Genomic DNA, 15,617 nt, shown 5'->3' with positions numbered 1-15,617 from the left:
AAAAGGAGAGCCGTAATGTCTATGATTTTCACAATGGTTCGCCTTCGCTGGGCGCTTACTTTTTCTGTTATGCGAAAGTCGATTTGGCAAAAAATCGGCTTTGGTATAGTCATTGTTTTTGGACTTGCGATTATATGCGCTCTTGGTTTTGCTGGTTTTCAAGCGGGAAAGTATCTTAATCCAGGAATGCTTGCAGATACTAAAGATTGGCAGGAATTCCAATTGGTTCCAATAATGCTTGCGTCGATTGCATCAATTTTTACGCTGTTTATAAACCTGTTTATGTTTGGCAGTGACACAACGCTAAAATCGCGTAGTTTTGCGCTTTACGGCATTCCTTACGTAAAGCAGCAAGCTGGTATGCTTCTTGGCTCTCTTTTTGGAGCGATTTCAATAAGTTGCACAATCGCGCTTGCTTTGTGGTCTTTAGCTTACAGAAACTTTGGAATTGTGCCGGTTGTAGTAAGCGTAATCGCGGCTCCGCTTTACATTGCAACAATCGTGTCTTTAAGCAAAATGCTTATTGAGCTTTTAGATACTATTTTAATAAACAAGCGTTCAAGAAACATCTTTTACTTTGTTATTTTTATAGCGTACATGATTTTTGTTGCGTCAATGAACAGGCATAGCCCTTCGCCAAATGGAATTGCGTTAGGTACAAGTTTCTGCGCTGTTTCTGCTTTTACGCCGTTAAGTGCAGCTATGGCTTTGCCGCTCGATGCTATTAATGGGAATTGGTTTGCTCTTGCTATTCGTTTCTTTATTTGCGTTGTAACGATTGCTGCTTGCTTTGCAATATCCGTATTTTGCGCAAAATTAGAGCCGAAGCTACTTCGCGGTGAGCAAAAAACAGTTGTTAAAACTAAAGGAATTGGCTTATTTGCAGCAGTTCCAGACAATATAGTTGGTGCAATTATTGCGCGAATTATTAGCGTTATGAGAAGAGACCTGCGTCAACTGTTTTTGTTTATTGCGCCGCTTTTTATTCTGGTAGTTGCAGGAGGAACTAGTTTTAACACTAAAGGATTTGATTCTTCTAGTTTTATAGCAGATAACCTAGGCTTTTCTACCTGGCTTATGTATGCTGCTTTGCTTATGGGCATTGTTATTGGAAACAATATTGCATACGATGGTACAGCTTTTACTATGCACGCGATAATTGGTGTAAAAGGCATGCACGATCGCTTAGCGCACGCAATAGTTTGGTCCGTGATTTGCGCTGTGTATTTTGCGCTTCTTGGAGTAGGAGTTTACTTCTTCCTTTTCTTCGTAGCAAATGTTCATCAAAGTGTAAGTGCAGTTATGTTCCAAACTCTTTCTCCAATCGGAGTAGCTTTTGCTACCATAGGCATTGGCTTAATTTCTTCGTGCATAGTAATGTACCCTGTGCCGTCAATCGAAAAGCCATTTTCTAGGCCACAAGGTTCTGCAGGAGCTAGATCTTTTGCTTCAATAGGTTTTATGCTGCTATCTTTCGTATGCATGATTCCGTCTATTGCTTTGGCTATTGCGTTGATGATTCTTAACATGAATCTTTTGTGGATTGCATGCATTCTGTTCGTAGTGAACGGTTTGATTGTGCTGGCTGTTGGCGTAATTATTGGCGGCAAAGTAATGGATAAGCGCATGATTCGCATTGTAGAAAACTTGCGCAGATTCGCCTCGATTACTGCTTGAGTATTAATGCGCACGCCTCTATAAAAAAACTATATTATGCACACAAACTTACTCTCGGCATATGCAAGTGTATAGTTTGTATAGTTGTAAAGAATTGCAATTAACTTAAGTACATACACATACAACTTAAGTACATACACATAGGCGGCGTGCGCATGCAAGACGATGAAGACCTTAAGAATCTAGATAACATAGTCGAGATTCCAGAAGATGCTTTCACGTCGAAAGAGGCTAGGGAAAAAGCTGGTTTTAAGTCCAGTTTGCAAACAGTATCGCAAAAAGTACCCTCGCCAACAGTATCGCAAAAAAAGCAAGCCGAAACATTGGATGAATCGCCAGCAACCGAACTTAGTGTAGAAAACCGCGCTAATAGCTCTATGTCAAAAAACCGTTTTCTAGTCTGCTTAATATCGGTAATTGGCGTAATTTCTTTAATGGGTGGCTATATTCTGTTTGATTGCCAAGATCTTTTGCAAAATCGTTTTATTAATCAGTTTGAAATTGCTGCGCGTGATCATAAGATTTTTCAAAAGTTAACTAGCCCAAAACCTAAGAGATTAGCTAAATATGCTAGCTTGCTTAAGCAGGTGGATAAGAATAAGCCCGTTGACAAGTCATCTGCGGAAAAGATTTTGCAGGAATTTTTTGAATATCCAGGTCTTGGTCCTAATGCTTCAGCTGTTATTGCTGATGCAAACGGAAAGATTATAGCTGCTAAAAATGAAAATCTTGCTTTGCAGCCTGCATCTACTATGAAAACGCTTACGGCTCTAGCTGCCTCGCATGTTCTAGACATGGGCTCGACTCTTTCTACAACAGTTTACGCAAACTATGTTGGAAGCTCCAGAAATGCTGATTCTGCTGTATCTGGCGTGAAAAATGGTTTTGCTAGGCTCGTTCTTCATGGCGGCGGCGATATGCTGATGGGTGCTGCAACCAATGATCCAAATCATGTAAATGGTAGAGCTGGTCTTGAAACTCTTGCTAGCAATACTGTGAATTCGCTTAAAAAACAAGGTGTAAAAGTTGTTGAGCTTGCTGTTGATGATTCCTTGTTTGGAGAGAAACGTTATCCTGATTTGATTCATGAAAATGATGAAGAAGGACGTTTTTATGCGCCAACATCGTCTTTAGCTGTTGATGAAGGCAGAGATCGTAATTTTGCAGCATGGGTGGCTGCTGGCAATGATGCTGATGACCCAGATGATTATCCACTTTTAGATCGGCATCCAGCTGTAAGTACGGGATTAATTTTTGCGAATCTACTCAAAAAATTTGGTATTGACGTGAGAACTTGGAGCACTGATTCTGCAAAAATTGGCAAAACTTCCAAGATTGATGGATTATCATCCATATATGTTAGCTCTAGAAAACCGATGATTTCCTCTGATTTTAAGCAAATAGCCAGCGTTTCTTCTGCTCCACTTAACGAAATTATGGCATATATGCTAAGGCATTCGGACAATTCTATTGCGGAAGAATTTGGTCGTCTTACTGCGCTCGCTATGCGTAAAAGTAATTCTCCAGAAGGCGCCACAGATGCTGTACGCGACGTTTTGCGCGATTTAGGCGTTGATATAAACGGATTGCACATGTCTGATTGTTCTGGGCTTTCGCCTAAATCCGCTGTTCGTGCTGTGACTCTTGTGCAAGTTCAGGCTCAGAATCTTAAAATCGGTAAAGGTGCTGCAGCAGCAGAAGGCTTAGCTTTACCTGGTGTATGGTGCACTTCGGCACGCCATCGTTTGTCAGATCCTTTGGCAGCTGGCTTACTGCGTGTTAAAACTGGTTTTCTGGGTGATGTGTCATCTATGGTTGGCAATGTTTCTAGAAGATCTGGTGGAGCTCTAACTTTTGCTGTTGTTGTGAATCCGCCTGGAGACATTGGATACACTTTTACAGGCGTGAATAAGATGATGGCTGAGCTAACTAATCTTTAGTGCGCGCCAACCTGCCTTCAGCTTAGAGCGTAGCGCGATTCTCCTATTTGTTGTTGCGCGAGGTTTGCGTATTTCTCTCCTCGCAAGTGACGCGCACTTTTACGGATAGTTTATGAACGTTAATATTCTAAGGTTTTAGGTTTGAGTATGGCGCTATTTATTGCTCGTAGAGAAATACATCAAACCTTCTGAATATCTAGGACTTTTGCGTGGTTTTCATCGCCGAGATTCTCGATTTTTCTTGCTCTCTCGGCGAGTCACCACCTTCGGCGCTGAGGCTCGCCTCTTTCGTTGCGAAAAATCTCGAATCTCCACCTAACTTGGCGTAACCACGCTCGAACGATTTTCCGCATTTTGTACCATATTTGACCGAAATCACGTATAAATGCGCACTCTGACCTGCCTTCAAGCTCAGTCAAAGCGCGCGCAAATAGTTATAGTCTGTGATTTTCTGCTTGCCGCATATCCGCCAGGAAGAGCTACAGGTTTTTGACCGTGCCAGTTTGTAATTAGTTCGTCGATTGATTCTATATGATTTGACGAAAAACGTATTCCAGCGGCGGTTAAAGCGCGGGCGATTATTCTGCGTCTTATCGAAGTGTGTTGTTTTGTTAAAGGTGATATTGCTATTTTTACTTTGTGTGTGCAAGAATCATAATTTTGCTTTAAAATCGTCTCTCTTTCTATTATGTCAACTTGAGAATTAATGTAATCTAAATCGTCTTGTGCAAATTTGGCACCTTTGGCAAGTAGTAAAGTCATGTCTGTAGCAAAAAACCGTGAAATATAAGGCATTAGAGTATGTCTTATTCTTGAGCGAAGAGGGTATGACTTTGGTAGTTCAACATCGCTTTGTGTTAAATCGCCGTTTGTTGGATCATCCCACCACTCAATGCCCAAATCTTTGCAAATATTGGTTGTTTCAAGCCTTCTAAGGTTAATTAGCGGTCTAGCAAAACGTATTCCACTTCGAACCGTAATATTTTTCATTCCAGCTACAGCCTCAAGACCTGCAGAGTCTCGTAAACCTATAATCACTGTTTCTGCTTGGTCGTCAGCCGTGTGCGCTAAAAGAACTGCGGATGCACCCAAATCCTTAGCCGCGTCAATAATAGCAGCGTATCTAGCGTCTCTTGCTGCAGATTCTTCTCCTTTTTCGCCATCTTTAACTTGCACGGACTCAACGAATATAAGTGATTTGTCTACTCCTAAACTTGCAACAGTATTAGCAGCGTTTTGTGCAACTTTTGCGGATCCTTCTTGCATGTTGTGGTTCACTATAATCGCTGCACATCGAATACCTCTGCTTGCGCACACTTTGACTGCCAGTGCTGTTAATGCTAGCGAATCGCGTCCTCCAGAGCATGCTACCAGCACGATTGGTGCGTTTGGTAAAGCCAAATGTTGCCCATGCTGCAAGAATTGTGGATCTTGCACTTCTAGCCCAAGATTATCGAAGCAGCGTTTTACTTCGCCAATTCCTTTACGCCAACTAGGTGAGTAAACCATGCTTATAGTCTAAATCATAATGCGTAAGTTGTAACACGTCCGTCATTCGTTTATGCAATCATAGTTAGCATGCAGATTGCTGATATAAGAGATGATATTGATTACGAATTGATCAGTCACGAAGAACTTATGAAGCGTATTCGTGAGGTTGCTGCTCAAGTTAGCAAAGACTACGAAAACCGCGATATTTTGCTTGTTGCAGTGCTTAAAGGCGCTGTAAACACGCTTGCTGTTTTCTCGCAGGAGCTTAGTCTTAACGCTCCTATGGATTTCATGAGTCTTTCCAGTTATGGCAGTGGCACTAAGACCAGCGGCCATATTACGGTTCGCGAGGACTTAACTACAGATGTTCGCGGTCGAGATGTGCTGATTGTTGAGGATATTGTTGAATCAGGTCGCACATTAGCTTGGTTAGTGGATGAGCTTAAAAGCCGCGGAGCTAACAGTGTAAAAGTTTTTGCTTTACTAAGTAAGCCAGAACGACGCGAAGTAGAAGTGCAAATCGACTATTCAGGATTTGAAATTCCTGGCGCATTCGTGGTCGGTTTCGGAATGGACTACGACGAAAAGTATAGGAATCTTGATTCTATCGCGGTTCTTAAGCCATCTGTGTATGAATCTTAAGTATTCTTTATTGATTTTGAGTAGTAATCTTAAGAAACTTTGGTTAGTCTTAAAAAATCTTGATTAATTTTAGGTAATCTTGAATAATTAAGTACTGATAATAGAAACCAAATAGTAGGATTTAATCCTAGTTTTAAGCATATTTCTATGTAAGGAGCCTTCAGAAGGATCCTGAAAGGAGCCTGATTATATGGGCGCTTCTCCAATGTCGCCTCGCGGACCTATGGGTGGACCTATGAAAAGTCCTTTGGGAGGTAACGGGAATAATCCGTTCCTTCCGCCTAATTTTGGAAAAAATCCAGATAGGAATAGTGGGAATAATAAGAACAATAAAAACAAGAACGGCAATAAGAATCAGAATGGTAATGATTCGCAGAATGATAATAATCCTGATTCTCGTCGTAAGTTCTTTAAATCTCCTTGGACTTGGATTGTTCTTCTTGTGATATTGTCTGTAGCAGGATTCCAGATGTTTGTGCATAACGGTACACAGACAATTGATACGCAAGATGGCTTGGAGTTGCTTCATAAGCGTAGTGCAAATTATGTAGAGGTTATTGACAACAAACAGCTTGTAAAGCTTACGCTTGACAAGAAGTATGTTAAGTTCGATAAGCGCGATAAGCAGAAGCACGATTATGGAAAAGACGTGCAATTCTACTATACGATTGCTCAGAGTAAGACTGTTGTTCAGGATATCGAAAAAGCTAAGCCAGTTAATGGCTGGACTGTTAGCATGCAGTCTTCTAGCATAATTTCTTATCTGATCACATCTATGCTGCCGATTTTGATTCTGCTTGGGCTTGTTTGGTTTATGTTTGGCAGAATGGCAAGCGCTGGCGGCGGAATGCTTGGAATGGGTGGCGGCCGTGGTCGCGGAAAGCTTTTGGAAGGTCAAACACCTAAGACTAAGTTTGCGGATGTTGCAGGTGAACAGTCTGCTGTAGAAGAAGTTGAGGAAATTAAGGAATTCCTTAAGGATCCTTCTCGCTACAAGGCTTTAGGAGCGCGTATTCCGCGCGGTGTGCTGCTTTATGGCCCTCCAGGAACTGGTAAGACTCTTCTTGCGCGTGCTATTGCAGGCGAAGCTGGTGTGCCGTTCTATGCCATGGCTGGTTCGGACTTTGTTGAGATGTTTGTTGGTCTTGGTGCTTCTCGTGTGCGCGAGCTGTTTGATGAGGCTAAGAAGAACGCTCCAGCAATCATCTTTATTGATGAGATTGATGCCGTTGGACGCCGCCGCGGTAGCGGTATGACTGGCGGTCACGATGAGCGTGAGCAAACGCTTAATCAGCTGCTTGTAGAGATGGACGGCTTCGATAACGACACTAATTTGATTATTATCGCTGCTACGAACCGACCAGATGTGCTTGATTCTGCGCTTTTGCGACCAGGACGATTTGATCGTCAGGTTGCTGTGGAAGCCCCAGATTTGGAAGGTCGCGAGGCGATTCTTAAGGTTCACGCTAAAGGCAAGCCTTTTGTTCCAGACGTAGATCTTCATATGGTTGCTGTTCGAACTCCTGGTTTTACTGGCGCGGATTTGGCTAATGTGCTTAATGAGGCGGCTTTGCTTTGCGCTCGTTCTGGCGCTCAGCTTATTGACAATCGCGCTATTGACGAGGCGATTGATCGCGTTCAAGCTGGCCCTAGAAAGAAGTCTAAGGGCATGGCTTTGGATGAGTTGCGCAACACGGCTTATCACGAAGGTGGTCACGCGCTCGTTGCTGCTGCCTTGCATCATACGGATCCTGTTACTAAGGTTACGATTTTGCCTCGCGGACGCGCTCTTGGATACACGGCTGTTATGCCAACTAGCGACCGCTATTCTCAGTCGCGAAATCAGTTGCTTGATCAAATGGCGTATGCTATGGGCGGCCGTACTGCGGAAGAGGTTGTGTTCCACGATCCAACTACTGGCGCTTCTAACGATATTGAAAAAGCTACAGCAATCGCTCGTAAGATGGTTGTTGAATATGGTTTCTCCTCTAAGCTTGGTGCCGTAAAGTGGATGGACGCTGATCAGGATTCTTCTGGTTCTTTGGATTCTTTGCAATCGCGTAAGTTCTCTAATAAAACTGCCGAAGTGATTGATGAAGAAGTTCACAAGTTGATTGAAACGGCTCACACTGAGGCGTGGGAGATTATTAATAATAATCGTGATGTTTTGGATGAGTTGGTTCGTCAGCTTCTTGTTAAGGAAACGCTTAACGAGAAAGAGCTTGAGCAAATCTTCTCTAAGATTCGTAAGGCTCCAGAGCGCGATTTGTGGCTTTCTAATTCGGATCGTCCAGATTCGCCTCTTCCTCCTGTAGAGATTCCAGAAAGCTTGAAGCGAAATATTGGTGTTATTAAGGATGATGCCTCTGAGGGTAATTCTTCTAAGGATAATACTGAGGATAATGCTGAGGATAAGTCGCCAGCTGATTCTACAGATGAAGATAAAAGTCTAAAATAATAATTTAATTTAAATAATAATTTAATTTAACAATTTTACGCGCGGTGTTTAGCGATTATGCAAAGCATCGCGCGTATAATATTTTTGGGAGGCGATTATGGACACAATTAAGTTAAGTGGTATTAAACCGAGTGATACTGATGCTTTTATTGGCTTATATACTCGCCTTAGTGTTGATGCTGTTTTGAGTTTAGATTTGAGGGCAGCGGTTGCTGGCGACTCTACCCAAACGGTTGATATTGCCCAGATTTCTAAAAGACTTAGCCGCGTTTTGGACTCGTGTGTTCAAGATGATGATATTGCTAAGAATTCTTCGATTTGTTTGGAGCTTACGGCTGGAAGGCTACTGGATTCAGCTATGAAATCTTGGCTTGTTAAACAGGCAGAGATTACTGTTAATGCGAAGTTTAAAGCTGATTTTAACGATGCTTATTATGATTTACCTAATGCAGATGGCGTGTCTATTACGATTCGTAGGGTTGCAGACGATGTGGAAACATCGCAGATTTTTGGATTGGCGAATCCTACGGACGCGTCGCTTTTTGCGGCTGCGCAGAAGGAAAAATTACAAGATGAGACTTCGAAAGATGAGTCGAGAGATAAGTCTAAAGATAAGTCGCAAGCAACCAGCGATTCTAATTCTTCTTTAGATTCTGTCTATAGCCAATCTGGCTATAATCCAATTATCACAACTGCAGTAGTGTCAATGCAGGGAGAAAAATCAGAGTCAACAAAATTCGCCATGCTAGATGTAATCACGAGTTTGGAGCAATCGAAAGAACCTATTTCAACTCAATTAGACGGCGTTTCGGCGCTATATCAGGTAAGCTCTGATAAAGGCGAAGAATATTCCGCAATAATAGTGGTATCTAGTACAATGGTAGAAGATGATTTAGCGCGTAAGATCAAGGAAATGCAGATTTCTCAAGAACAAAATTTGCGATTGAGAATTTTAGGCACGAGGCAATATGGATCTGATAGTTCGAATACAAAGACCATGGATTCAGATAGGCTTGATTCACCGCTAAATGCTGCACAATTGGAGCCATGGATGCAGATTGAGCCAGATGCTTCAATTGATGGAGAACCACTTGCGTACAAACTTGCGTTTGCACCAGATGCAGCGCGAGTCGGTATTTATTCAGAACGTTGGATTATGGGAGAGTGTTGATGAAAGCTTATCGCACGCCTTGGTGGTACTTTGTACTCGGGGTGCTATTCGGATTTGTATTCGGCGCATTCCTGGTGTCTATTACGGAATCAAGTGCAATATCGCTTTCTGGTGCGCCGTGGGTTGTTCTTGCGTTTATGACAATTGGTGGAATAGTTACCTTTATTCTTACTTGGCAAACGCATCAGTATGCTACCGCAAAGCCAGAAGAGCATAAGCATTTAAATATGCAGCTTGCTGTTGCAGCTCTTATGCTTGCAAAAGCGCTTGGAATGGCTGGAGCGATTCTAACTGGATGGTATGCTGGGCAACTATTCATGTGTTGGCCGCATGCAAATATTCCGCTCTATTCCAACATTATTCGTGAATGCATTATAGCTGGAATAGTATGTCTTGTAGACATGATTATTGGTATTGTGGGTGAGTGGATGTGCCAACTTCCTCCAGAAGATGGTGCGGATGCATCAAGTGGTACTTCCGACAGAGCACAGTCAGCTGCTGCGATTTAAAAATTATTTAAAATATAAAATTTAAAAATATAAGTATAAAACATAAACACAAAACCGAAATACAAAACATAAAAACAAAATCTAAAATTTAAAAATCTGCTGTAATAATTTAATTTTGATTCAATTTTTAAGGATGGTATATTACTTTGGCTGAATTTATCTATCAGATGATTAAGGCACGCAAGTCTTACGGGGATCGCGTGATTCTAGACGACGTTACCTTAAGCTTCCTCCCAGGCGCAAAGATTGGCGTTGTAGGGCCTAACGGCATGGGTAAATCAACGTTGCTGAAGATTATGGCTGGTTTGGAGAATGTCTCGAACGGCGAGGCTTCGATTACGCCAGGTTATACCGTTGGAATTTTGCAGCAGGAGCCACCTCTCGATGAAACGAAGACGGTTGGTGAAAACATTAAGATGGCTTTTGGTGAGATTGCGCAAAAAGTAGCGCGTTTTAACCAAATCGGCGAAGAGATGGCAAATCCAGATGCTGACTTTGATGCGTTGATGGAAGAAATGGGTAAGTTGCAAACAGAGATTGATGCTGCAAACGGTTGGGATTTGGATTCTCAGCTTGAGCAGGCGATGGATGCTTTGCAATGCCCAGATCCAGATTCGCCTGTTTCTGTGTGCTCTGGAGGCGAAAGGCGTCGAGTGGCTCTGTGCAAGCTTCTTCTTGAAGCCCCAGATTTGCTGCTGCTGGACGAGCCTACGAACCACTTGGATGCGGAGTCGATTCTTTGGCTGGAACAGTTCTTGCACAAGTATGAGGGTGCTGTTATTGCTGTAACCCACGATCGCTACTTTATGGATAATGTAGCAGAGTGGATTTGTGAGGTTGATCGCGGCCAGCTTTACCCTTATAAGGGTAATTACACGACTTACTTGGAAACTAAAGCCAAGCGTATGGAGATTCAGGGCGCTAAGGATGCAAAGCTTGCTAAGCGCTTAAAGAATGAGTTGGACTGGGTGCGTAGTTCACCGAAGGCTCGTCAAGCTAAGAATAAGGCTCGTTTGGAGCGTTACGACCAGATGGAGCAAGAGGCACGCAATTCTAAGAAGCTTGATTTTTCGGAGATTCAAATTCCAGCAGGTCCACGCTTGGGCTCGCAAGTTTTGGAAGCAAAGCATATTCACAAGGCTTTTGGCGACCGTGTGCTTATCGACGACTTGTCGTTTACTTTGCCGCGTAACGGTATCGTTGGCGTTATTGGTCCGAATGGTGTTGGTAAGTCTACGCTTTTCAAGACGATTGTGGGCTTGGAGCCACTTTCTGGTGGAGAGCTTACAGTTGGAGACACTGTAAAGATTTCTTACGTGGATCAGAATCGTGCAGGATTGGATCCTAATAAGAACTTGTGGGAAGCTGTTTCAGGCGGACTTGATTTTATTGAAGTTGCAGGCGTTGAGATTCCTACTCGCGCATACGTTGCAAGCTTTGGTTTTAAGGGTTCGGATCAGCAGAAGCTTACTGGCGTGCTTTCTGGCGGTGAGCGCAACCGCTTGAATTTGGCTTTGACGCTTAAGCAGGGTGGAAACTTGCTTCTCCTCGATGAGCCTACTAACGATTTGGATGTTGAGACGCTTGAAAGCTTGGAGAACGCTTTGCTTGACTTCCCAGGCTGCGCTGTTGTGGTTTCACACGATCGCTGGTTCCTTGACCGCGTTGCCACGCATATTCTTGCGTGGGAAGGTGATGATGAGAATCCTGCAAAGTGGTACTGGTTCGAAGGTAACTTCCAGGCGTATGAGGAAAACAAGATTGCACGCCTTGGTGAAGAGGCTGCTCGTCCTCATCGCTTGCATCGTAAGCTTACTCGCTAAGTCGCGTATAACTCGTGTTATCAGAGTAAAACTGAATTAAAATCACGTATTGAGCTAAAAAGGAGAACAAATGCCGATACTTGATAAAAATGATTCTTCTAAAGTCCAAGAGTATGAGGAATTCATAAAGCATTCGCCTTACGGAAACGCTATGCAAGATATGCGTTGGGCAGATGTGAAAAGCAACTGGATTAGTGAATATGTTTATCTAGAAGAAAACGGTAAGATCACGGCAGCAATGTCTGTTCTCGGCATAAAAGCTGTTGATGATAAAATGTTCCTCTATGCTCCTCATGGGCCAGTAAGTGATTTTTATGATATAGAAACCACTAAGAAGCTAATTGAAGAAGCTAAGCCCCTTATTGAAAAGTACAATGCGTTTTTGCTGCGAATGGATCCTTGCGTTCAAAACGATCAAGATCTTGTTAATAAGTATAGAGAGCAAGGCTTTACTTTTAGGAGCGATGGGGAAAAACTTCACTCTTTCTCCAATCCTCGCTATGAGATGATGCTAGACCTTGAGGGTAAGTCTACGGATGATCTTCTTGCTGGGTTTAGTGCAATGACAAGAAGGCATATAAGGGCTTCTTTAAAAGCTGGCGTTACATCTAGGTGGAGTCGTTCTCAGGAAGATATTGACAAGTTCTATGAGCTTACTGAGATTATGGCAAAAAGACATGGTATTACATACAGGCCTAAAGAGTATTTTGAGAGGTTGCTTGCGGCTTATCCAGAAATGAGGATTTATAGCACAGACTATGAGGGTAAGACTATTGCGTGCATGATTGGTTTGCCTTATAACGGTGAATTATGGTACATGTATGGTGCTACTGCGACCATGCAGGGCAAGGTAAGCCCAGGGTATTTGTCTATATGGGATTTGATTCAGTGGGCGCATGAGCTTGGAATGAAGTACTTTAACATGGGTGGGGTGTTCTCGCTTGATGTTAGCGATGGTCTTTATTTCTTTAAGTATGGTTTCTGCAAGGCCACTGATCCGTTCATTTGGATTGGTGAGCTTGATGTTGTTGCAGATGAGGATGCATACAGCAAGTTCGTTAATAGGTGATTGCCTGAGATTTGCTATTTCTATAGTTCTGTAGTGCGCGAGCTATATTGAATCTGGCGCAAAGTGCGTCACATGTCGTTCGTGTGCTACAGCGCGAGCTTGCGTCTTCGCCTGTTTTTGTTTCTTTTATCTTGCTTTTGTTTCTTTTATCCCGTGTTTGTTCCCAAAATTGCCAAATGCGTAAACAAACGTGGGCAAGTGTTCCCGCATTTGTTTACCAAATGGGTCAAAAAGGGAACAAACACGAGAAAGTGTTCTTGCTTTTGTTTACCAAAACACTAAATACGTAAACAAACGCGGGGAAATCGTTCGCGCGTTACAGCGCGTTCATGTATTCGCCGCACTTAAAGTCCAGTGGACTTTAAGTGCGGGTCAAATCACGCTTTGAAGGAGCTTGAAATGCGTTATGCAATTTCAAGCTCAGTCAAAGCGCCTCTCGCGCTACGCTTTAAGCGCGAAGTCGTAGATTCGCCTGTTTTTGTTTCTTTTGTCCCGTGTTTGTTTCCAAAATCGCCAAATACGTAAACAATCTCGGGCAAGTGTTCTTGCTTTTGTTTACCAAATGGGTCAAAAAGGGAACAAACGCGGGAAGTTAATTGGGTGCGATTGTCTTGTAGCGTGACATTTGATGTGGTGCTGGTGCGGTATTTGGTGTGGTATTCGGTTTGGTGTGATGTTTGTGCGGTGCCAGTGTGGTTGTTGGCGTGGTGTCGGCGTGTTGCGTGTGTGGGTTGCGTGGAATGTTGATTTTTCAATGGTTTTATAGTGTTGATGTTCTTGTTTGAGTAGTTTCCTGAGAAAAGTCTGGGAAAATTCTTTAAAAACCTTGAAACAATGTGTTTTTACGGTTTTATTAGTGTTAATCCACAAATATTATGGTGAAAATAGTTTTTATTGTGGATTAGTTTGTGTGTAACATTATTTTTTTCTGTTTGTTTTGTGTGATTGGGACTTGACTTTTTTAAACGGGGGGGGGTATGTTAATAACAGCTGCTAGCTAGATGCTCTGGTTGGCAGTTATCCACAATGTTTTGAATGTTGTTGGATTTTAATGTTTTCTCTTCGCGTCTTTTACGTGGAGGAGAAGAAGAAAGGAAATTAAAATGATGAATAAGAAGGCTATTGCCGCTTTCGCTGCTGGCGCTACTTTGCTTGCCGGCTTCGCTGCCGCTCCAGCATTCGCTGCAAAAATTAATCCAAAGGATTTCCCAGCTTTCCAAAGCCCGGAGTATAGCGCGGATACTGAAAATCACGCTAATGTAAATGCAGCAAAGAATGATCGTTCTTTGGAGCTTGCTCGTATTAAGGCTGCTAAGACAAACGGAATGTCCTACGGCACTTTGAGTGAACGTACTCAGCTTGTTGGTGAAGCTAGGTTTGCTGCAGCAACTGCTCTTGAGGCAGCTAAGAATGCTGCTAATACTGCTAAGGCTGCTGTGAATACAACTAAGCTTGCCTTTGAGCAGGCTGAGGCTGCGGTAAAGGCTGGTTATGATGCTGCTAAGAAGGCTGTTGACGAAAACGGTAATCCTAAGGATGGTTATGCTATCGGCACTGGTACAGCTTTAGCGGGTAAGGTAGTTAAGGTTGATGCTGCTACTAAAGCTGAATCTCAGGATGCTGATACTAAGGCTGCTGACACTTATCGTGGCTTGTTAGAGACTGCTGCTCAAAAGAACAGTGCGTATGTTAAGGCTCAGGATGCTGCTAAGTCTGCAGAAGAAGCTTTGGCGAAGACTCAGACTCCAGATCAGGCTGAACTTGCTGTTACTAGCAATTATCTTGTTTTGACTGCTGATGGTGAGCATGTTGATTCTGCTACTACTGCAGCTGCTTTGGAGCGCGTTGATGAAGATGCTTATGTCAATGGTCGTATTGCTTCCACTAGCGAAGATGATGTTTACGACAAGGATGGTGAGCATTCTAATAATCGTACGATGAACAATGATCATCGTAAGGGTTTGAAAAAGAATCACAAGAAGTCCCATAAGAAGGATGACAAGAAGGACGACAAGAAGCAGGATGATACTACCACTCCTGATGAGAAGATCAAGGATCTTGGTAAGTTGAACTTGTCTGATGCTGCTAAGAAGAAGCTCGCTGCTCATTACGTGTATGAGGCTAAGCTTGCTTTGGATGAGGCTGATAATAATCTTGCTGAGAAGAAGGCTGATTATGCTGCTAAGAGGAAGACTCTTCTTGACACTATGACTGAGCTTGCTGCTCGTAAGGCTGCTGCTGAGAAGGCTAACCAGGATTTGACTGATTTCTTGGCTTCTGGTGAGAATAATTCTGCTAAGGAGACTGCTCTTCGTGATGCCGTAGACCGTGCTAATGCTCATGCTATGCGTGCTTTTGATGCTGAGCAGAAGGCTGAAGCTGAGTTTAATGCTGCTCGTGATGCTGCTTTCGCTGCTGTTGCTGCTTATAACAAGGCTTTGGCTGAGTATAAGGATGCTTATAATGATGCAGTTCGTTTGGGTGTGAATCCTGCTGCTCTTCCTGCTGTTGTGACTTCTGATCCTTTGGCTGCTGATTTCCCAGCTGTTCCTGGTACGAAGCAGATTTATGCTGATGCTTTGAATGGTAAGTTTGGTCCTGCTGCTCAGGCTTCTGCTAAGAAGACTGAGGCTGCTAAGGCTCAGGCTGCTGCTCCAGCCGCTGCTGCTGGTAAGGCTGGCGCTGCTGCTGCTAAGGGTGAGCTTGCTACCAAGGGTGGCAATGGTCATAAGGCTGGTGAGAAGCTTGGTAATGCTGGTGTTGGTGTTGCTTTGACTGCTTTGGCTGCTTCTATGCTTGCTGGTATGGGTGCTGCTGTTCGCAAGATGCGTCACTAA

Annotated in this window: 11 protein-coding genes; 9 read left to right on the top strand and 2 right to left on the bottom strand. The window is 43.2% G+C overall.

Annotation, left to right across the window (positions count from 1 at the left end):
* The first annotated feature begins 15 nt into the window (after window positions 1-15).
* Both HXT24_RS00055 and HXT24_RS00050 read left to right on the top strand, forming a co-directional pair.
* Window positions 16-1,677, top strand: a complete 1,662-nt coding sequence (locus HXT24_RS00055) for a hypothetical protein (RefSeq protein WP_422119389.1) — start codon at window positions 16-18, stop codon at window positions 1,675-1,677.
* A 155-nt stretch (window positions 1,678-1,832) separates the two neighbouring features.
* The gene (locus tag HXT24_RS00050; protein ID WP_422119388.1) at window positions 1,833-3,617 is read left to right on the top strand and encodes a D-alanyl-D-alanine carboxypeptidase/D-alanyl-D-alanine-endopeptidase; all 1,785 of its coding nucleotides are present in this window, start codon (window positions 1,833-1,835) and stop codon (window positions 3,615-3,617) included.
* A gap of 411 nt (window positions 3,618-4,028) precedes the next feature.
* Here the strand turns inward: HXT24_RS00050 and tilS are convergent, their stop codons facing one another.
* Window positions 4,029-5,126 carry a tRNA lysidine(34) synthetase TilS gene (gene tilS / locus HXT24_RS00045; protein ID WP_422119387.1) on the bottom strand — a complete coding sequence of 366 codons (1,098 nt, stop codon included), beginning with the start codon at window positions 5,124-5,126 and terminating at the stop codon, window positions 4,029-4,031.
* 69 nt (window positions 5,127-5,195) lie between these two features.
* Here tilS and hpt point away from each other — a divergent pair, with 69 nt between their 5' ends.
* From hpt to HXT24_RS00015, 6 genes are all read left to right on the top strand, one after another.
* On the top strand, window positions 5,196-5,750 hold the full coding sequence (hpt, locus tag HXT24_RS00040) for a hypoxanthine phosphoribosyltransferase (RefSeq protein ID WP_422119386.1): 555 nt from the start codon (window positions 5,196-5,198) through the stop codon (window positions 5,748-5,750).
* 190 nt (window positions 5,751-5,940) lie between these two features.
* Window positions 5,941-8,208: an ATP-dependent zinc metalloprotease FtsH gene (gene ftsH, locus HXT24_RS00035; RefSeq protein WP_422119385.1), complete on the top strand. Its 2,268-nt coding sequence runs from the start codon at window positions 5,941-5,943 to the stop codon at window positions 8,206-8,208.
* 97 nt (window positions 8,209-8,305) lie between these two features.
* Entirely contained in the window at window positions 8,306-9,379 is a 1,074-nt protein-coding gene (locus HXT24_RS00030) for a dihydroneopterin aldolase (RefSeq protein ID WP_422119384.1), read from the top strand.
* Window positions 9,379-9,888 carry a DUF3180 domain-containing protein gene (locus tag HXT24_RS00025; RefSeq protein ID WP_004122989.1) on the top strand — a complete coding sequence of 170 codons (510 nt, stop codon included), beginning with the start codon at window positions 9,379-9,381 and terminating at the stop codon, window positions 9,886-9,888. Before HXT24_RS00030 ends, HXT24_RS00025 begins: the two co-directional genes overlap by 1 nt.
* 146 nt (window positions 9,889-10,034) lie before the next feature.
* Window positions 10,035-11,711, top strand: a complete 1,677-nt coding sequence (ettA, locus tag HXT24_RS00020; protein WP_004122991.1) for an energy-dependent translational throttle protein EttA — start codon at window positions 10,035-10,037, stop codon at window positions 11,709-11,711.
* A 70-nt stretch (window positions 11,712-11,781) separates the two neighbouring features.
* Window positions 11,782-12,780, top strand: coding sequence for a lipid II:glycine glycyltransferase FemX (locus tag HXT24_RS00015; RefSeq protein WP_004125440.1), 999 nt, complete (start codon window positions 11,782-11,784; stop codon window positions 12,778-12,780).
* 404 nt (window positions 12,781-13,184) lie between these two features.
* Here HXT24_RS00015 and HXT24_RS00010 read toward each other — a convergent pair whose 3' ends face one another.
* A complete protein-coding gene (locus HXT24_RS00010) occupies window positions 13,185-13,535 on the bottom strand; it encodes a hypothetical protein (protein ID WP_422119383.1) in 351 nt (116 codons plus the stop codon).
* A gap of 348 nt (window positions 13,536-13,883) precedes the next feature.
* Between HXT24_RS00010 and HXT24_RS00005 the strand changes: the two genes are divergently transcribed.
* Window positions 13,884-15,617 carry a hypothetical protein gene (locus tag HXT24_RS00005; RefSeq protein WP_422119382.1) on the top strand — a complete coding sequence of 578 codons (1,734 nt, stop codon included), beginning with the start codon at window positions 13,884-13,886 and terminating at the stop codon, window positions 15,615-15,617.

Source organism: Gardnerella sp. DNF00354, from assembly GCF_049262755.1.
GTDB lineage: Bacteria > Actinomycetota > Actinomycetes > Actinomycetales > Bifidobacteriaceae > Bifidobacterium > Bifidobacterium vaginale.
Note: the sequence above shows the minus strand (reverse complement) of the source record. Positions and strands in the feature narration are given on the sequence as shown.